22 protein-coding genes are annotated in these 19,136 nt (G+C 44.8%); 13 read left to right on the top strand and 9 right to left on the bottom strand.

Annotated elements, in window-relative coordinates:
* Positions 1–59: 59 nt before the first annotated feature.
* The 6 genes from ACGTN9_RS13650 to ACGTN9_RS13625 all read right to left on the bottom strand — a co-directional run bounded on the left by ACGTN9_RS13650 (position 60) and on the right by ACGTN9_RS13625 (position 2,024).
* Complete coding sequence (locus tag ACGTN9_RS13650) at positions 60–278, bottom strand: spore germination protein (RefSeq protein WP_499593647.1); 219 nt, start codon at positions 276–278, stop codon at positions 60–62.
* A 27-nt stretch (positions 279–305) separates the two neighbouring features.
* Positions 306–698: a spore germination protein GerPE gene (locus ACGTN9_RS13645; RefSeq protein WP_499593645.1), complete on the bottom strand. Its 393-nt coding sequence runs from the start codon at positions 696–698 to the stop codon at positions 306–308.
* The gene (locus ACGTN9_RS13640) at positions 691–915 is read right to left on the bottom strand and encodes a spore germination protein GerPD (RefSeq protein ID WP_499593644.1); all 225 of its coding nucleotides are present in this window, start codon (positions 913–915) and stop codon (positions 691–693) included. Before ACGTN9_RS13640 ends, ACGTN9_RS13645 begins: the two co-directional genes overlap by 8 nt.
* Positions 915–1,481 (bottom strand): spore germination protein GerPC, encoded by a 567-nt coding sequence (gene gerPC / locus ACGTN9_RS13635; RefSeq protein WP_499593642.1) that lies wholly within the window; start codon positions 1,479–1,481, stop codon positions 915–917. Before gerPC ends, ACGTN9_RS13640 begins: the two co-directional genes overlap by 1 nt.
* Positions 1,482–1,564: 83 nt before the next feature.
* Positions 1,565–1,795, bottom strand: a complete 231-nt coding sequence (locus ACGTN9_RS13630; RefSeq protein WP_499593640.1) for a spore germination protein GerPB — start codon at positions 1,793–1,795, stop codon at positions 1,565–1,567.
* Between the two features lie 19 nt (positions 1,796–1,814).
* Positions 1,815–2,024, bottom strand: a complete 210-nt coding sequence (locus ACGTN9_RS13625) for a spore germination protein (RefSeq protein WP_093046117.1) — start codon at positions 2,022–2,024, stop codon at positions 1,815–1,817.
* A gap of 97 nt (positions 2,025–2,121) precedes the next feature.
* Between ACGTN9_RS13625 and ACGTN9_RS13620 the strand changes: the two genes are divergently transcribed.
* The 11 genes from ACGTN9_RS13620 (at position 2,122) to ACGTN9_RS13570 (ending at position 11,194) form a co-directional block, all read left to right on the top strand.
* Positions 2,122–3,306, top strand: a complete 1,185-nt coding sequence (locus ACGTN9_RS13620) for a DUF418 domain-containing protein (protein ID WP_499593637.1) — start codon at positions 2,122–2,124, stop codon at positions 3,304–3,306.
* Positions 3,307–3,308: 2 nt separating this feature from the next.
* Positions 3,309–4,508, top strand: coding sequence for a DUF2157 domain-containing protein (locus ACGTN9_RS13615; protein WP_499593635.1), 1,200 nt, complete (start codon positions 3,309–3,311; stop codon positions 4,506–4,508).
* Entirely contained in the window at positions 4,505–5,005 is a 501-nt protein-coding gene (locus ACGTN9_RS13610; protein WP_499593633.1) for a GDYXXLXY domain-containing protein, read from the top strand. Before ACGTN9_RS13615 ends, ACGTN9_RS13610 begins: the two co-directional genes overlap by 4 nt.
* 41 nt (positions 5,006–5,046) lie before the next feature.
* Positions 5,047–5,484 carry an RDD family protein gene (locus ACGTN9_RS13605; RefSeq protein WP_499593631.1) on the top strand — a complete coding sequence of 146 codons (438 nt, stop codon included), beginning with the start codon at positions 5,047–5,049 and terminating at the stop codon, positions 5,482–5,484.
* 56 nt (positions 5,485–5,540) lie between these two features.
* The gene (locus tag ACGTN9_RS13600) at positions 5,541–6,089 is read left to right on the top strand and encodes a Rossmann-fold NAD(P)-binding domain-containing protein (protein WP_499593629.1); all 549 of its coding nucleotides are present in this window, start codon (positions 5,541–5,543) and stop codon (positions 6,087–6,089) included.
* A 310-nt stretch (positions 6,090–6,399) separates the two neighbouring features.
* Positions 6,400–6,546, top strand: coding sequence for a hypothetical protein (locus tag ACGTN9_RS13595; RefSeq protein ID WP_499593627.1), 147 nt, complete (start codon positions 6,400–6,402; stop codon positions 6,544–6,546).
* A gap of 12 nt (positions 6,547–6,558) precedes the next feature.
* The gene (locus ACGTN9_RS13590) at positions 6,559–7,020 is read left to right on the top strand and encodes a cytochrome c oxidase subunit II (RefSeq protein ID WP_499593625.1); all 462 of its coding nucleotides are present in this window, start codon (positions 6,559–6,561) and stop codon (positions 7,018–7,020) included.
* Between the two features lie 13 nt (positions 7,021–7,033).
* A complete protein-coding gene (locus ACGTN9_RS13585; RefSeq protein WP_499593623.1) occupies positions 7,034–8,713 on the top strand; it encodes a cbb3-type cytochrome c oxidase subunit I in 1,680 nt (559 codons plus the stop codon).
* A 168-nt stretch (positions 8,714–8,881) separates the two neighbouring features.
* On the top strand, positions 8,882–9,508 hold the full coding sequence (locus ACGTN9_RS13580) for an SCO family protein (protein WP_499593621.1): 627 nt from the start codon (positions 8,882–8,884) through the stop codon (positions 9,506–9,508).
* Entirely contained in the window at positions 9,505–10,062 is a 558-nt protein-coding gene (locus ACGTN9_RS13575; protein WP_499593619.1) for a hypothetical protein, read from the top strand. The genes ACGTN9_RS13580 and ACGTN9_RS13575 overlap by 4 nt, the downstream gene beginning before the upstream one ends.
* Positions 10,063–10,483: 421 nt before the next feature.
* Positions 10,484–11,194, top strand: a complete 711-nt coding sequence (locus ACGTN9_RS13570) for a MerR family transcriptional regulator (protein WP_499593617.1) — start codon at positions 10,484–10,486, stop codon at positions 11,192–11,194.
* 666 nt (positions 11,195–11,860) lie between these two features.
* Here ACGTN9_RS13570 and ACGTN9_RS13565 read toward each other — a convergent pair.
* Positions 11,861–13,054: an ornithine--oxo-acid transaminase gene (locus ACGTN9_RS13565; RefSeq protein WP_499593615.1), complete on the bottom strand. Its 1,194-nt coding sequence runs from the start codon at positions 13,052–13,054 to the stop codon at positions 11,861–11,863.
* A gap of 160 nt (positions 13,055–13,214) precedes the next feature.
* On the opposite strand from ACGTN9_RS13565, the gene ACGTN9_RS13560 reads away from it, so the two are divergent.
* Both ACGTN9_RS13560 and asnB read left to right on the top strand, forming a co-directional pair.
* Positions 13,215–13,574, top strand: coding sequence for a YisL family protein (locus ACGTN9_RS13560; RefSeq protein WP_499593613.1), 360 nt, complete (start codon positions 13,215–13,217; stop codon positions 13,572–13,574).
* A 159-nt stretch (positions 13,575–13,733) separates the two neighbouring features.
* Positions 13,734–15,581 (top strand): asparagine synthase (glutamine-hydrolyzing), encoded by a 1,848-nt coding sequence (gene asnB / locus ACGTN9_RS13555; protein ID WP_499593611.1) that lies wholly within the window; start codon positions 13,734–13,736, stop codon positions 15,579–15,581.
* A 148-nt stretch (positions 15,582–15,729) separates the two neighbouring features.
* Here the strand turns inward: asnB and ACGTN9_RS13550 are convergent, their stop codons facing one another.
* Both ACGTN9_RS13550 and ACGTN9_RS13545 read right to left on the bottom strand, forming a co-directional pair.
* A complete protein-coding gene (locus ACGTN9_RS13550) occupies positions 15,730–17,055 on the bottom strand; it encodes an MATE family efflux transporter (protein ID WP_499593770.1) in 1,326 nt (441 codons plus the stop codon).
* A gap of 104 nt (positions 17,056–17,159) precedes the next feature.
* A complete protein-coding gene (locus ACGTN9_RS13545) occupies positions 17,160–18,917 on the bottom strand; it encodes an alpha-glycosidase (protein ID WP_499593768.1) in 1,758 nt (585 codons plus the stop codon).
* Between the last annotated feature and the right edge of the window lie 219 nt (positions 18,918–19,136).

Genomic DNA, 19,136 nt, shown 5'->3' with positions numbered 1-19,136 from the left:
CCGTGTAAAAAGCCAAACATAGGAAAAGACGCTGCAGTTAGCACTCGCAGCGTCTTTCTTTATGCATTACCAGCGACGTTCTGATCGTTGACGTCAGGGTCGAACGGATTGGTTGAACTGAATCCGTTGTTCGTATTGATGAAGTCTCCGGTATTAAGGGCACCGGAACCGGCATTCGTTTTGGCTGAGCTTTTCGGAGCCAAGTAAAAGGCATCACCGAAATTAATGACCCCACCGCCAACACTGTTTATTTTAATGGGGCCGACAATGGATGGCATCTTACCCCTCCTTCGATAGGCTTTCATTTAGTCTATGCTGAAATCTTCATCTTGTTCGTCTTGGAGGAGACGGAAATGCTTGACCCGAGATTCTGCTTCCAGGATACCAAGGCTGCCGATTTGAATCATAGAAGAAGTGGAAACCCCGTTGATTCGGACACTTTCCACGTTGATCGTCGGGTTATGATGGTAATGACTATCCGCCACAGTATCAGTAGGAGGAAGACGTTTGAATTGTTTCGTGAAGATCGGGTAGTCTTCATAATTGAAGCGTCCTTCCTCGAACCATGCCCCCTCTTTTTGAACGGCTAAAACCCGGGCGAAAGGCGTGGCACGCCAGCTGTCTCCAATCACAAAGCTCGACCCATAAACAACATCGGTAACTTTGATGTCATTCAAGGTGACGAGCCGTTTATTCATCCTCGACCGTCTCCACAGTAGGCGACGTGGTGTCACCTGACACGCCACTACCTAAAGGGACGAACGGACCAATAATCAGTGATTCAGCGGGAGTGTCAAAGTACGAGTTCAAGCGAATTTGTTCGTTGTCTCCGATTAAAAATACAGACGAGGAGGTTATGCCGGCGATTTCTACATTGCCGACGTTTAGTCCCCAGTTATGAACGATAAAGGCCATCAGGCATCTTCTCCTTTAGATTGGTTAAGGAATTGGGCGATGGAATGTTCGACTTCTGCCTTAATTTGGTGCACAATCTTTTCCGGGTCCGGCTTTGGATCCTGCTTTTCATGATGGGCAATACGGGAAGGCAATTGATTTCGGATATCCTGGATGATGCTCTGTTCTTTTTGTTGATCCATTGCTATCTGATTATTAGCTGCCAGACTTCGGATAATAGCTCCGCCCTGATCCATCAAATAGTGATCGAGCTCCTCTAAAATCTGTTGGTTGGCAGGCTTTGGAGCGGATGGAGGCACAGGCTGCTGCTGTCCCCACAGAGAAGCATCATCGATTTGACTTAATTCCTGCGGCGTCAAGCCGATGTGAAGCGTGCCTTCCAAGGTCTCTATTTTCAATTGGTCGAAATTATATTCTATTTTTTCAATCACTGTCCTGGGTTGATCGGAATGGTTTTGTTCCAGTGTTTCCAGTTTTTGATGAAGAGCTTTGATCTCCTGTTGTTGTGCCTGTAGCTGCTTCATCATCTGCTCCATGTATTGCTGCCAGGAACCATAATAATTCATCCCTCTCACCCCCGTTGAAATTAGGCTATATCACTACTTTATGCAAAAAGCCCATAGGCGTGCTTAATGATCAGATAATTCGATCAGCCAGGCGCAGACAATGGCACCAGCGGTCCCCCGCCTTTGCCGATAGTGGTTATCTCCCCTTCGAAGGGTTCAGCAAGTGGGGCAGGCTCCGTAAATCCCCCGGTATTGTATAATTCAGAGCGAGACTGAATCGATCCGGCACTTCCGATTTGAACGACGGAAGAGTTGGTGACAGCTTCAATTTTAAGCATGTTGATACAAATGGATTGATGAATAGTAATGCTCATAACTATTTCCTCCTAGTTGTTACTTGGACTGGTCTGTGACATCTCTGTCATTGACGTAAGTGACCGAACGGCCTAAATCGATACGGATGCCGTCGCCTGAATTGAATGACCCTCCACCGGCAAACGTTTTTGCCGAGCTGGTGGGAGCGATGGTGAATACATCACCAATATTGAAAATGCTGGATGACGAGATGGAAATTACTTTTACGGCTCCAACTTGAGCTGGCATGGTTTTCCTCCTTTTTTTGTATGTACATAATTTATTCCATTATCATCTATCAACTTTTTATCCAAACAAGTAAAATAAAGATAAAGGAGGGGGACAAATGAAGGATACCGGTACACCATTACGGGAAGCTGAGCGCTTGGAATGGATAGATGCCGCGCGCGGATTAGCGATTTTAGGCATTTTCATGGTCAACGTCCCCGCTTTCAATGCGCCTTATTTTCTATACGGCGGTGAAGAGGTTTATTGGCCATCCACTACAAGTTATACCATCCAGGCGATCATTGATATATTTTTTCAGGCGAGCTTCTATACCTTATTTTCATTTTTATTTGGATTTGGAATAGAAATGATGAGAGAGCGTCTGACAGCTAAAGGGTTTAATGAAAAACAAGTGATCGGGCGCCGGCTGATGATATTGATCGGCTTCGGTCTCATTCATGCTTTCCTTATTTGGCACGGTGATATATTACTATCATATGGGCTGATTGGGTTATTGTTATTATTCTTCTTAAATAGAAGTAGTAAAGCATTGCTGGCCTGGGGGGTTACCTTGCTTTTATTCTTCACCAGCTTTTTTTCTTTCAGCTTATATAGTCTGGGACCTGACTACGGTGGCTGGATTAATGAGCCTGCGATCGAACAGGCGAAAGCAAACTATGGCAGTGGGACGCTTTTGGATATTTGGTCACAGAACTGGAATGACTGGTATTACACCAATGCGCCGATGAATTGGCCATTTCTGATCATGAGCCTATTGCCTATGTTTTTGTTCGGCATGTATGTCGCCCGGAAAAAGTGGCTCCATCAACCGGCGGCACACCAGACTGCTTTATTTTTGCTTTGGGTCGTTACCTTACTCTTATTTTTAGGGTTCAAGGCGGGACCGTATTTCTTTAACAACCCGGCCTGGTTCCAAATGATGCAGGACAATATCGGGGGAAGCGCTTCAGCTATCTTCTATGTCGTTAGTGTGACGCTGCTTTATCAACGTTCCTTAGGTAAACGGGCGCTGCATGGACTGAGTTATGTCGGCAGATTGTCCCTTTCCAACTACATTCTGCAATCGCTGTTTTCATTCTTGCTATTTTATTCGGTAGGTTTCGGGCTGTATGGGCAAGTGCCCCCGCTTTGGAGCGTAATCATTGTGGTTTTATTTTACAGTGTACAAATCGTCATCAGTAAATGGTGGCTGAAAACATACCGGTTCGGTCCGTTAGAATGGCTGTGGCGGACATTGACCTATGGTAAAAAGCAGCCAATACGGAGAAGGCAGGAGGGATAAAGATGAACCGTCACCAACTTAAAAATGAAGGGAACAAGTGGGTGGAAAGAGGGATTATTGAACCTCATCAATTAGATGAAATCATGGATTTGTATCCGAAGCGAAGCCAAAAACCGATTTTGTTGACTTTGGCAGCAATTTTCATCGGACTTGGGTTTTTAAGCTTCATCGCTTCCAATTGGGGAGCGATTCCGGATATCGCCCGCATGGCTATCATCATTTTGGCTATGATCGGCTTTTACGTTGCAGGGGATAAGGTGTACCGTACACGTTCAGAAACGGTCGGGCTTAGTCTATTAATCATCGCCGTGTTGATTTTCGGCTCTGGCATTTTCCTGACAGGGCAGATGTATAATTACACCTCATTCAGCGCATTTCCGTTTTTTGTATGGGCGCTGGCTGCTTTGCTGGTTTTTGCAATTTATGATGAGCGTTCTTTATTCGTAATAGCGATTGTAATTACCACCATCGGTCAAGTCTATAGTGCCGGTAATTTTTCGGAGTTCAACCTGTTGCTTGGTTTATTATTTGTGCTCGGTTTCAGCCATTATGTCTACCACCGTGCTGACTGGCTGTATGCGACACTGTTTTCACTCAGTTATTTACTGCAGACCGTCATACTGGCCTTCGTAGAACATCAATCCTACCACTGGCTGCTTGTGTACTTCCTGATCTTATATCTTCTCGGCCTCGTCGTACCTAAACAAGCACTCAGGACTCCTTTTACAAAGTTAAGTGTGGCCGCCATGTTTGTATTGGTTGTCTGGCAAGTATTCTTTTTAGAGGTTGAGTTCTTTACGGAATCGCTTGGTGCGGAGTTTGTCTTCCTGATTATCTGGCTGGGGTTATCGTTGAGTACGCTGTTTCTGTTATGGAAAAAAGATCATTTAATTTTACTGCTTAACCTGGTTTTATTCCTGCCAGTGTTTTACGTAGAAGCAGGATCCATGCTGGCATTAATCTTCCTGTTCATTTATTCACTTGGATGGCTGCTTCGCGGTTATCAGACCGAGAAACCGGATATAGTCACCAAAGGCACGGTAGCGTTTGTTATCAGTACTATTGTTGCTTATACACAGCTTGCCTGGGATTTCATGGATAAATCATTATTTTTCTTCACCGGAGGCATTTTGTTGTTCCTGTTAAGCTTCTTCCTCGAAAGGAAACGCCGTAATCTATCGAAAAGGGGGCGGACAGTATGAAGCGTTTCGCCTTTTATGGAGTCGTGCTGCTTCAGGTTCTGTTTTTGGCAGGCATGTCAGTATCTTATTACGCTATGGATGCATTTGGACAGACAATCAAGCTGGAAACAGCTCCTGTTGATCCAAGGGATATTTTTTATGGTGACTATGTCATTCTGAACTATGAAATCGAAATGATAGAAGAAGAGAAATGGTCAGATGAAATCCCGGAATATGGGGAAACCGTCTATGTGCTTTTGGAAGAATCAGAGAGTGGTTTCTTTCAAGTAGTGGAGGCTTCCAGCGATAAAATGGAAAAAAACGCGGATCAAGTCCGCTTGAAAGGGAAGTACCAATGGCATAACCAAGGCCAGTCTGTCCATCAGGTGACCTACGGCATCAACCGTTATTATGTCGAAGAGAATACAGGTGAGCAATATGAGCAGCAACGAGACGATATGGTAGTTGAAGTTGTTGTTGCACCCTGGGGGCAGAAAAAGATTGTAAGTCTTGAGTAGAAGATTATTAACAGAAGCCAGTCCATGTTAGGAGGTGCACGATGGAGATACAAAATCCAGCTGGGTTTCTAAATAGGCTAGGTGCCAGAATTGTTGATAGTATCCTGATGACTGCCGTCATGGGCCTGATATCACTTGTTAGCTACGGCAGCTTCTTTTATGAAGGTTATACTCCAGTTGATCTTTTGGGCTTTGTTTACGGCATCCTATTGCCTGTAATGTGGTTCGGATATACTGTGGGGAGAAAAGTCGCAGGGAATAGAATCATACGAATGGATGGTAACCATGTGGGCGTGGGGAATATGCTGCTAAGGGAAATCGTAGCCACATTTGTATACGCGCTTACGTTAGGAATTGGACTCATTGTAAGTGCCTTCATGGTGGGAATGAGAGAGGATAAGCGAGCCATTCATGATTTTATTGCTGGAACCTACGTAACATACGATTCTCCAGAAGAGATTAATAGTGTAATTGTATAGGAAAATATCTGAAACCCAGAGTAAATATAATTTTATTGAGTGAGGGAGTGTTTTTGATGAAGCATGCGCTGGTAATTGGTGGTACGGGAATGTTAGCTGAAACAACGATTTGGCTGGCGGGCAATGGCTATCATGCATCGGTACTTGCACGTAATCGACGGAAGACAGATAAGCTATTGGAGCAATCCCGTCATAGGGAACACTTGACTCCGATACTTGTCGATTACCATAATCTTGAAACATTGAAGCAAAGGTTAAGGGAAAATTTTGAGCAATATGGTACTCCCAGTATTGTAGTGGCATGGATTCATTCCGATGCTGAAAAGACCAGAGATATAATCATCCAGGAAGTTTCAAAGACCTTCCTGCCATTCGATTTATACATAATTCTAGGAAGCAGCACCAATCGGGAAGTATTTAGACAAAACATCGCCGTACCGGAGCATTGTACATTACATATCATCCAATTGGGTTTTGTAATTGAAAATAATGATTCAAGATGGCTGACACATAATGAAATTGCCGGCGGGGTCATTGAAGCAATTAAACATGAAAAGGTTGAACATATTGTAGGTGTGCTGGAACCATGGAACCGTAGACCTTGAAAATAAATTGCCGGAACGCCTTATTGATTGATATACACATAGGTGATCGTTGTCCATCACTCAGGTATTAGTTAGCAAAGAATATTTTGAGTGATATTCATAAGTACACAATAATCTTTGCAGTCTGGATTAATAAAAATCCAGGCTTTTTTTACGTGTACAAAAAGATGGTGGCAGCTTGATAAGTTTGACAACTTTGTTACAGTAATAACATTTTTAATAAATAATCCCAGTTGGTGTGATTTAGTTCACTTAGTTAATAACCATTCTCAATTATTATAGAGTTAACAAAAGTTAGGGGGGATTCTAAATGGCGGAGTCAAACGTAACAGAGACTGAAGAAGTGGTGGAAGAGAAATCATCAATCAAGGGTACGATTTTTTCGGTGACAGTGGTGGGGGTTGTCATTTTTCTGACGTATCTGCTGATTTACGGATTGTATATGGCGAGAATATAGGAGGGGAAGAACATGCATAAAGCAGAAAAAGTTTGGCTGACGTTGAGTTTTGGAATGATTATCGGGTTCATGCTTATCACAGGCTACCAGGCGTTCGCAAAAGATATGGGGCCGCCGAGCTACGGGGAACGGATTGATCCGCAAAAAGTAGATGAAACGGCTCCGTTCGATAACCCTGGTATCACCCAGATCGGAGAAAATGAGTATGAAGTTGTCATGACACTGCAGGTATTCAGCTTTACTCCGGATGAAATTGAAGTTCCGGCCGGATCGACTGTCCACTTCACGATGACCTCGAAGGATGTCACGCACGGTTTCCAGGTCGCAGATACAAATATTAACGCGATGGTGATGCCCGGCTACATCTCAAAGATTACCCAGACATTCGATAAGCCTGGTGAGTATCTTGTCCTTTGTAATGAATATTGCGGGGCAGGCCATCAGATGATGGGTACGACCATTACAGTCAAATAAAGGGGGGAATAACATGGAAGCGATAAAAAAAGAGTATTGGAAAGATAAAGCGAACAAAGCGCTCGGAATCAGTCCGGAAGATGCCAGAATCACGAAATCATATCTATCCGTCGCATTCATCGCCATTTTAGTTGGTGGTTTTCTCGGACTATTACAAGGAATGAACAGAGCCGGCATCCTCGAGCTGCCGGTGTGGGCGAACTATTATAAAGTATTGACTGCTCATGGTTTATTGTTAGTCGTTGTGTTATCGGCCTTTTTCACGATTGGTTACTTTTATGCTGGTTTATCTCACTCGTTAGGCGGGCTGCTTCCGAAAGTTAGGAAGATGGCCTGGATCGGTTTCTGGATGAAAATCTTCGGCTTCGTACTCGCCGTTATCCCTATTTTGCAGGGCGACGCCTCTGTCATGTATACCTTCTATCCACCGATGGCCGCTGCCCCGATGTTTTACATCGGCCTCGTTTTCATCGTCTTAGGTGTCTGGATGCTTGCCTTCGGTGCGTTCATCAATGTAGCGAATTGGAGAAAAAATCATAAGGGACAGCACATCCCAATCATCTCCTTTTTTGCCACAGGTGTTTTCGTTCTCTTGTTCTTTGGAAGTCTTCCGGTCGCTATTGAGGTTTTCTACATCATTCCATGGGCGTTTGGATGGATAGAAACAATCAATGTCATGGTGTCCCGTACGCTGTTCTGGGCTTTCGGACACACGCTCGTTAATATCTGGTATATGACTGCTATTTCTGCATGGTATGTATTCGTTCCAAAGATTATTGACGGCAGACGCTGGAGCGACTTGTTGACTCGGGTAGTCGTCATCGCCCTTGTTGTCATGAATATCACCGGCGGGTTCCACCATCAGATCATTGACCCGGGTATTTCTGAATCCGTCAAATACATGCACGTATTCATGAGTCTTGCCATCGGATTCCCGTCATTGATGACCGCTTATGCGATGTTCGCTGTGTTTGAAAAGACTGCTCGGAAAAAGGGCGGCAGGGGGCTTGTCGGCTGGTATAAAAAAATGCCTTGGGGGGATGTTCGTTTCCTTGCACCGTTCATTGCAATGGCTGCTTTCATTCCAGCCGGTGCGGGCGGAATTGTCCAAAGCACGAACCAGTTGAACCAGGTTGTCCATAACTCGATGTGGGTCGTCGGCCACTTCCACTTGACGCTTGGTATGACAGTCGTCATGACGTTCTTCGGTGTCAGCTACTGGCTCGTTCCATATATTTCAGGAAGAGTACTGACGAAAGAAATGAATAAACTTGGTATCATTCAGACGATCGTCTGGACAGTCGGAATGGTGCTCATGTCCGGTGCGATGCACTGGGTTGGTTTATTGGGATCACCGCGCCGTACGTCTTATTCCACTTATTTTGACAACGCAACGGCACTAAGCTGGGATCCGTACCTTTTCTTCCTTGCGATTGGCGGAACACTTTTGATGATCGGTGTGCTGCTGCAAGTGTATGCCGTGTTTAATATGATGTTCTTTGCTCCAAAAGGAGAAACCGAGTTTCCGGTGGCAGATGTAGAAGAAGATGCAACGCCTACACCGATGTGGACCGAACGCTGGGGACTCTGGATTGTCCTGATGCTTGCATTAGTGAGCATGGCGTATGTCATTCCGTTAGTCGACTTCATCGTCAACGCGCCTCCAGGTTCGCCGCCATTCAAAACCTGGTAAATGACAAGAGAAGAGAGCCGGCTTTAGCAAGCAGCTCTCTTTCTTTTTACACTTTAAGAATGTTTAACTTTGTTAAAGGATTAAAGTATAAGAAAATCTAAGGCTTTCGCCATAAGTAATTGGCGATAAGCCAAGTTTTTCTAACTAGAAAACTAGGAAGTGATCCTAATGGTCAACAAAAAACTTCTATCCTATATTCTGGTCGCTGCTTTCGGCCTTGTCCTGTTTTACTTCGGTACCGATGGATTCACCGCCTATACATCAGAAGCAGCACGGGTCAACCAGCTCAAGGAAGAAACACCCATGTTTCCTGAGGTAACTTTGGAGGACCACGCCGAACGGGTTTATCCTTTTTCCGAGTTTGAAGGAAAGTATGTATTCATTACATTCTTTTATACGATGTGTGGAACTGTTTGCCCGGAGCTTGAGAAAAATATGGCTGAAGTCTATGAGATGCTGCCGGAGGACGTGGTTGAAGAAGACATTCAGTTCTTAAGTATCAGCTTCGACCCGAAACGTGACACCCCGGAGGTGCTTGACACGTACCGGGAGTGGCTCGAAAGTGATGGAGAGACGTGGCGGATGGCTCGTATTCCGGACCAGAAGGAACTGGATGAGCTGCTCGATCGTTTCGGGGTGATTGTCATTCCTGATGAATACGGCAACTTCGCACACAACTCGGCGTTTTATCTTGTCAACCCGGAAGGCAGGCTGGTCGAAGTGATGGATTATAAAGAGACTGGGGAAGCAGCTGCAACTGTGATGGATATTTTAGAAGGAGGCGGAAAGAAATGAAGGGCATCTATTATGTGATCGCGCTTTACATCTTTCTTATGCTGCCTCCCGTCGCCAACCTGATGGAGTCGGTCATGATCATTCATATGCATATGCAAATGACGCTGTTTGTCATCATCGGGTTTCTACTCGCGCCTGTGCTGCAAAAAAAGTTTCCTCGCTTTTTTGAAGAATGGAATCCGAACGGTATCCCCGGCATCCTGCTGTTTGTTATCGTCATTTTTTACTGGACACTGCCACGATCGATGGACGAAGCGCTCAACCTTTGGTATATCGAACTGTTCAAGTTCATTTCCCTGCCGTTTCTCGCTGGCGTGCCACTGAGGGACAGTTGGAAGAAAGTTAGTGCCAGTATGAAGAACGGACTGATTATTTTATTTACATTATTATTCATTGCGATGGGATGGCTGTACATTTGGTCGCCGAACCAATTGTGTAATAATTACCTGCTGATCGACCAGATTACTCTCGGTTGGGGATTTTTGTTGACTGCTGTCTGTATGATCATTTATATAGCTTATAGCTATATAACAGATTTAGCAGAAAATATATAGTATCTTTTGTATGATGGCCAGGCAAGCAACTCCTCCAGGGAACAGTAACGTTCCACGTAAAAGAATTTTCGCACAAAAGAAGTAGTCCAAATAACGTGGAGAAACACGAGTATGAAATCGTAATGGTTTTATACTCGTTTTTTATGGTTTGATTTTATTTTCATTGCAGGATCAACAGATACATGCAATATCATCGTATTGGCTGGCGATATAAACATTGAGCGATACGCTGGTATATCGTTTATTAGATTAAGCGATATGAAAGTGGTGGATAGGTAAAAGGTTGAGGACAGTTGGAAAGCTTTGCAAGTAAATAATAATCTAATAGACTCAATTTTCTTACTAGTCATATCGTTTAATAATTTGTCTTGCAAATTCGACAAAAAACCTTCATATTATTAATTAGATAAGGAGGGCCGATATGCGACACGATATACAACCGAACGAGCGAGCTTATACAACTAAAGAAGTAGCCGAAGAAGTAGGAATTGCTACCCCGACTGTCCGAAAGTATGGTCAAATGTTAGAACGGTACGGATATGAGTTTTTCAAGGATGGCGATCGGCGTATTTTCGTGAAGACGGATGTTGATGCACTTATAGCGATACGCGATACGGACAAACCTCTGAACGAAATAACAAAAGAACTGGTACAGTTGCAGAAAGAACGGTTAGAAGCCCCTCCTGAAACAGAGGTGGCAGCACCCGGTACATATGACAATTCACTCCAGGATCCTAATCAGTTGAAGGATTTTATGAGAGCTTTAGCCAGTGAACTCGCAGCTGCCAGAGAAATGAACGTCCAGCTATCTAATGATATGGCTCAGCTTAAAACCACGGTTTCCCGCCTCCAGCAAGATCACCACGTGATAAGTTCAGGAGTTGGAAATTCCGCACAGAAGACACAAGCTAAACTGGAAAAATTGAAGGAACAGCAAGAGAACCATTATGAAACCTTGCTGGAGCAAGAGAGACAAAGAAGTGAAATGTTGCAGCAGGAATTGCAAAACATGCGTGAAGAGCAGAAGAAAGAATGGCAGATGCAAAATGATTTTAATAAACGGTTAGAACAAACCGTACAGCAGAAACCTCAAGGGATTTTTGGGAAACTTTTTGCTATGTTTCGGGAATAAATTCATTTTGCGAGGGCCTTTGACATTTTAATAAGTCGAGTCGAAGGGAGTTTATCTGTCTAAGATACACTCCTTTTTTAATGCACTCTCATTAAATCTCAGGATTGATTTTGCAGTTAAAGCTCCCTTTACATGAAGACTCAGTTTCGAGACTTTAGGTTGAGGTTATGGTGGCTGGGGAAACGGATCGCTTTCCGTGGGCATGTGGTGAGCTTCCTCAGGCTGCGCCTTGTGGGATCTCACCGATCATGTTCATCCCACAGGAGTCTCACCGTTTTCCCAACCACCATGCGATTGTAAGAATCTCGAAACTCCTATCAAGAATAGTGTGCTTTTGAACCAGAAAAGTACGGTCAATCCGTGATTGTGATAGGCTTTCACTCGATAATTAGATAAGGACATGCAAGGGCGATTTCGATAATCTTTTGTGGCAAGGGGCGTAGGGGAACGGGGAGACTCCTACGGGAAAAGAGTTCCAGGTGAGACCCCACAGAGCGTCAGCTCGAGGAGGCTCAGCGAACTCCCGTGGAAAGCGACTCGTTCCCCTACGCCCCTTCCCCCTCTTACAATATCTCGAAATCAAGTCTTCGACTTTTCGGCCATATTATTGAATAAGTTACTTATAAGCGAAAATGAGCCTGGCGAATATCGCCAGGCTCATTTTAATTAAGATAATACTTCTTTGATTTGGTCGATCGCCCATTCTAAATCGTTACGATTAATAATCAGTGGAGGGGCGAAGCGGATGACGTTTTCATGGGTTTCCTTACAAAGGAGGCCTTTCTCCTTCAGTTGTTCACAATAGCTACGTGCAGGCTCAGTAAGTTCGACTCCGATGAATAACCCTTTTCCGCGTACTTCCTTGATGATCGGATTATTGATTTTTTTCAATTCGCCCATCATCAAGTTGCCTAACTCCAGAGAGCGGTCTGCCAGTTTTTCATCTTCCAGTACTTCCAGGGAAGCGAGAGATACTGCGCAAGCCAGTGGGTTTCCTCCGAATGTGGAGCCATGGGACCCAGGGTTGAAGACACCCAGGATTTCACGGTTGGCTACTACAGTGGAAATCGGGAACACACCGCCGCCAAGGGCTTTACCTAAAATCAACATGTCAGGTGTTACGTCTTCCCAGTCGCAGGCGAACATTTTCCCGGTCCGGGCAAGGCCTGCCTGGATTTCATCAGCGATGAACAGCACATTGTTTTCTTTACAAACTTCGGATGCTTCTTTCAGGAAACCTTCTGGAGGGATGACAATTCCAGCCTCTCCCTGGATCGGTTCAATTAAAAATCCGGCTGTATTCTCAGTTATCGCCTCTTTGAGCGCATCGATATCACCGTATGGAACTAACTTGATTCCTGGCAGCATTGGACCAAAGCCACGCTGATATTCTTCTTCGGAAGAAAGGGAAACGGCAGTCATTGTACGTCCATGAAAGTTTCCGGTGCAGGCGATGATTTCTGCCTGGTTATCGGCCACTCCTTTGACATCATAAGCCCAGCGTCGTGCTGCTTTGATGGCTGTTTCGACTGCTTCAGCACCGGTATTCATCGGAAGGGCCATTTCTTTATTGGTGAGTTTACAAATCTTTTCATACCATGGTCCGAGTTGATCATTGTGGAAGGCGCGTGACGTCAGGGTCACACGGTCTGCTTGGTTTTTTAATGCTTCAATGATTCGTGGATGGCGATGGCCCTGGTTGACGGCAGAGTAAGCGCTGAGCATATCCATGTAGCGGTTACCTTCAGGATCTTCTACCCAAACACCCTCTGCTTTTTCCACTACAATCGGAAGCGGGTGATAGTTTTTTGCGCCGAATTCCTGCGTTTGGTCAATGATTTCTTGACTAGTTCTTGTCATTCTATCCCTCCATATCAATTCGAAAATCTTCATCCATTATAACAGGTTTCAGGCTAATTTTCTCTCTAGTCTAAAAATTCCTCATGAAAGGTTTTATTAGGATAAATTTGTGTAAACATGGTACTATAACGGTAGATTAATAGCAAAAGGAGGAAGTTTGGTGGAACACTTACATATCACCTCATGGGTGATCACGTTAGCATTATTGATTCTAGTATTGACCTTCTCCCGCGCAGGGAATGCGAAAGCTGCTAAAATCACACAAATGATTATGCGGTTGCTCTATTTACTTATTTTATACTCTGGTGGCAGTCTGTTCGCTTCCTATGCTGACATCGGTATATTAGTCATTGTTAAAATGCTGGTCGGTCTTTGGGCGATTGCAGCGATTGAAATGGTGGCAATCAAGGTTTCCAAGGCCCAGCCTGCTTCCAGCTGGTGGACACAGCTGCTGATTGCATTCGCCTTGGCATTGATTCTAGGGTTTGGGTTTTTACCATTAGGAATTCTTCCAGCATAAGTGAGAAAGTTGCCTGGCGAAATTTGCCGGGCTTTTTTTTATGTCATGATTTTTGTGTTTAGAGGAAGAGGCTTACCATTAAAAAATCCGCATAGGGACAATCCACCCCACATATATTAGGTTATCTTTTTCAGCTACAAAAAAGGAGTGGCTCGATATATGTGCGGAATTGTCGGATGGACGGATTTCCGGAAAGACTTGAGTTGTGCTTATGATACGATTGCGGCCATGGCAGCGACATTGGAGCACCGTGGTCCTGATGAAGGGACCCAATGGCTGGGCCGGCACACAGCGTTCGGGCATCAACGGCTGATTGTCATTGACCCTGCCGGAGGGCGTCAGCCTATGACGCGAAAAGTCGGGGAGAAGTGCTTTACGTTATGCTATAACGGAGAATTATATAATACAGAAGATTTGAGAATGGAATTGCATCAAAAAGGATGGACGTTCCGCTCACATTCCGACACGGAAGTTTTATTGACCAGCTATATGGAATGGGGCGAGAAATGCGTCAATCATTTGAATGGAATATTCGCATTTGCTGTTTGGGATGATGCGGAACAAAAGTTATTTCTGGCACGGGACCGGCTTGGGGTCAAACCGTTGTTCTATATGGAATCAGATGGCGGATTGCTATTCGCCTCCGAAATCAAAGCGCTGCTCGCCCATCCGAATGTAACTGCGGAAGTGGATACCACTGGACTCCATGAACTGTTGGCATTAGGACCGTCCCGGACACCCGGATGCGGTGTATTCCGGGGCGTTCATGATTTACGGGCAGGTCATTCCGCTACTTTTACCAGGGAACAAGGGCTGAAAATAAAACGGTACTGGAATGTGGAAAGTAAACCTCATGAAGACAGCCTCGATGTGACAGTGGAAAAGGTTCGAGCGCTTTTTCTTGATGCGGTCGATCGTCAATTGGTTTCTGATGTACCGCTTGGAACATTTTTATCCGGCGGGGTCGATTCCAGCGCTATCACCGCAATTGCAGCAGAGCAATATCGCAAACAGGGAAAAGGATCGCTTGATACATTTTCGATCGATTTTGAAGGTAACGATAAACATTTCAAAGCAAATGCCTTTCAACCGACAAGCGATAAAGCCTTTATTGCCTTAATTCAAAAAGAGCATGGCACGAATCATCAAAGCTGTATCGCCGATAATGAAGAATTAGTACGCCTGCTGAAAAAAGCGACGGAATTACGGGACCTGCCCGGAATGGCGGATGTTGATTCGTCACTGCTTTGGTTCAGCGAAGAAGTGAAGAAAAAAGTGACCGTTGGTTTATCTGGAGAATGCGCCGATGAAATTTTCGGTGGATATCCGTGGTTTTACAGACAAGAGGAGTTGCAAAGGGAAGGCTTTCCATGGATTCGTTCACTGAATCTGAGAAATGGGTTGCTGACTCAGGAGTGGCAGCAAAAGCTGGATGTGAAAGGGTATATGCTGGCCCGCTATCAGGACACAGTCAATGAAATGCCGAAGCTCGCCGGCGAGTCGGCGGTAGAGGAAAAGCGTAGGCAGATGTTTTACTTGAATATGCACTGGTTTATGCAGACGCTGCTTGATCGTAAAGACCGAATGACTATGGGAGCGAGTCTTGAGGTGCGTGTGCCATTCAGTGATCATCATCTTGTCGAGTATGTCTGGAATGTTCCATGGGAGATGAAGCACTTGGACGGGAAAGAAAAAGGATTGCTTCGGAAGGCATTGGAAGGGATTCTGCCAGATGAGGTGTTGTACCGGAAGAAAAATCCTTATCCGAAAACCCATAACCCGGTTTATACCAATGCGGTAGTAGCCTGGATGAATGAAATTCTCGCTGATAAGCAGGCGCCGATTTTCGATTTGTTTGACCGGAACGAGCTGCGTAAGCTCTCTGATACGAAAGGGCAGGCAATTGATGCTCCTTGGTTTGGCCAGCTGATGACAGGGCCGCAGTTACTTGCCCATCTTTGCCAGATCAACTATTGGCTCGAACACTATCAAGTTTCGATAAAATGAACAACCTGAAGTCTATGAGACTCTTTTATATAGCTAACCAGGAAAGGACCGGGGAAACGGTCCTTTTGGTATGGGAATACGTAGAGAACTTTCCGATCCTGATTATCACACCCCTGAGCCCTCCATAAAAAAGGAAAATCGCACGCTGCTAACTGGGGTCTTTTACAAAGGCCTTCGATACCCACACGCGCGAACGCCATCGGTACAGCATTAAGATTCCACGCAGCCACTCATCGACCGTGAAGGCGATCCAGACACCGACAAGACCAAGCCCCAGATAGAGTCCGAGAAACCAGGCTAACGTAACGGCAATTCCCCACATGGACAAAATACCGATGTACACGGGGAACCTGACATCTCCAGCGGCCCGCAGCGAATTGATGACGACAAGGTTGAAAGCACGGCCTGGCTCGAGCACTACCGTCAGCAGTAATAACATCGAGCCTTGAGCTATAATGGTGGCATTATCGGTAAATATGCCGAGCAGAACGTTGCTGGAGCTATATACGACAACGGCAACAGCAAGTGAAATGGCAATCGCCAGTTTCAAGCTTTTCAGGCAACGGTGGTAAGCTCGTTCGGTTTCTTTTGCTCCTATGTAATGACCGATAAGGATCTGGGTTCCCTGTCCGATTGCAATCGAGAACAAGAATATGAACATCATGATATTTTGTGTATACACTTTCGTTGTAATCGCAACCGTTCCCATCTGCGCAATGAAATAGGTAATAGCCATCTGACTCGTATTGTAGGAAAGATGCTCGCCCGCAGAGGGAATGCCTATGCTGAGCAGATTTTTGACATGGATTTTACGATATTTGAAAAAGGAAGCTTTCGGAAGCAATCCCTCGCTACGTTTGAATAAAAGTCCAAGCAGCACGATAAACCCGATCAATCGGCTGCCCGCCGTAGCAAAAGCAACGCCCTCGACGCCAAAGACAGGGAATCCGAACGGTCCGAAAATGACGAAATAGTTCGCAATTACATTTATTATATTCATTCCGATCGTCACGTACATCGTATCTTTTGTGAAGCCATAGCTGCGAAGAATCGCTCCGGTCGTCATGATCAGAGCCTGGATGAAAATCAGGCCGCCGACCACATTCATATATAACTGAGCTTCTCCCATCAATTCTGCCGGCAAGTCCATAAGCGCGAGAATATTCTCACTGAACAAGAATAATAGAAAACTTAATACTATTGAAAACCAAAGATTGATACTGAGTGAAGTTACAGCAATTGCTCCTGCTTCTTTTTCCTGCTCGGCACCAAGGTTCTGGGCGACAAGGATGGCAGAACCGGTAGCGACAAAGCCGAACATGACAATCACAACAGCAAGAATTTGATTGGAAACACCGACAGCAGCAACCGCATTATCGGAATATTGACTGAGCATCAGTGTATCGGCATTTCCCATTAGCATATGTAGAAATATTTCTATGAAAATAGGCCAAGTCAATGCGAGTAACGACATATTTTTAGTAGATTTTAAGGCCACGGCACCCAGACTCCTTCAAGCAAATTCAAATAAATCAAGCCGCCCATTTCTAAAGAGCGACTTGACTATCTAGCACGATTCTAATGATTCAGTTGGAAAATTTGAAAGCCGAAAGCAGGAAGTGTCACTTTTGCTTCATGATTAAAGTTTATGCTTTCTTCGGTAAATAATGCTGTCGCTTGTTTGTCTGCTAAAGCATCCACGGTGAACGATTGTTTTTGATCACCATTATTAACGACAAAAATCAGCCTGTTTTCTTCATTGAATTTTTCATAGACAATGACACCTGTGTCATTGTTCGTTTCAAGAAAACGGAAGGAACCATCGTTGCCGAAGGCAGGTATAGCACCTCTGTATTTGAGCAGTTGCTGGACAAAGGAAAATAGATCATGGTCCTGTTCTTCTTCCTCCCATATCATACATTCCCGGCAGCCTGGATCCTGGCCGCCACTCATTCCGATTTCATCGCCATAATAAATGCACGGCGTTCCGATAAACGATAATTGGAATAAATATAATAGCTTGACACGCGCTTTTTCCTCGCCCGCGAGCGTCAGGATTCTTGGTGTATCATGGCTGTCGAGGAGGTTAAACGCCACTTCATTCACATTGTCAGGATACATATGAAGCACCTTCGTGATCGTATCAGCAAATTCTCCGGCCTTCATGGAATCTTTTGCGAAAAATTCCACGGCTCCGTTGGTGAAGGGGTAGTTCATGACAGCATCAAACTGATCGCCTTGCAGCCACGGCATGGAATCGTGCCATATTTCACCAAGAATATAAGCGTCGGGTTTTGCGGATTTTACCACACGGCGGAACTCCCTCCAGAAGGCATGGTCGATTTCGTTGGCTACGTCGAGGCGCCATCCGTCAATATCGAACTCTTCTATCCAGTAACGGGCGACATCGAGAAGATATCGTTTCACTTCCGGGTGCTCCGTATTCAGCTTCGGCATCGTATGGACGAATGCGAATGTATCATAATTCGGCACTGGCTCTGTTTTTATCGGTAACTCACGTAAATGGAACCAATCGCGATACTTGGACGCTTGTTCTTTTGCTAAGACATCCTGGAAGGGAGGGAAGTAGTAACCGCTGTGATTGAAGACAGCATCGAGCATCACTTTAATACCCCGCTCATGGCATTCCTCTACTAACTTGCGAAATGTCTCTTTATCTCCGAATTGCGGATCGATTTCCATGTAGTCGATGGTGTCATATTTATGATTCGAATACGCCTTGAAAATCGGCGTAAAGTAAATGCCGTTGATGCCGAGTTCAACAAGATAATCCAGGTGATCGATCACCCCCTGGAAATCGCCTCCGAAAAAGTTGGTCGGCGTCGGGTCGGCACTTCCCCATGCTAAAGTGCCTTCCGGGTTCAAGGATGGGTCGCCGTTCCCGTACCGCTCTGGAAAAATCTGATACCAGGTTGTCTGCCGGACCCAATCAGGCGCAGTAAACACATCTGCGGGATTAAGGAATGGAAAAGCGAAATAATCGGCTGTGTCCCCAGGCGCTTTATCATAGAATCCCCGCTCTGTATAAATACTTGTTTCTGACCCATCCGAAACTTCAAATCCGTAACGCAGACGTCGGTAAGGAGGCTTGATAGCAGCTTTCCAGTAATCGTGAAGTTCAGAAGAACCTGTTTTCTCCATTGGAAGTGTTTCGGTTATCCATTGTTCCTTTTCCCAATGATAAGGGTCTCCGTGAATGAGGGAAACGGATGTGAGATCATCTTTCTTGGTTTGAAGCATGATATGCAGTGTTTCGTCATCATAAGCGTAAGCGAAATTGTTTTTGGGACGATGGTAAATCGCTTCTTTTAGCAAGTATCTCATCCTTTCAGCACAATCGTTTGCACAAAAAGTGCGCTATAAATATTTATTATAGACTAAAAGTAGACAAAAGTAATCAGAAAGTCAATGGAAACCTACAGGATTAATACGCTGTTTATGTAAGCGTTACCTTTGCCTGAATAAAAGAAATAGGGGTGATTTGTTAAAAGTAGTAAATTTGTCTTGCAAATTATTTTAGCTTTTGTATAATAG

The organism is Halobacillus sp. B23F22_5 (assembly GCF_043497085.1).
GTDB lineage: Bacteria > Bacillota > Bacilli > Bacillales > Halobacillaceae > Thalassobacillus.
The sequence above is the reverse complement of the archived record's forward strand: the minus strand, read 5'-3'. Positions and strand labels throughout refer to the sequence as shown.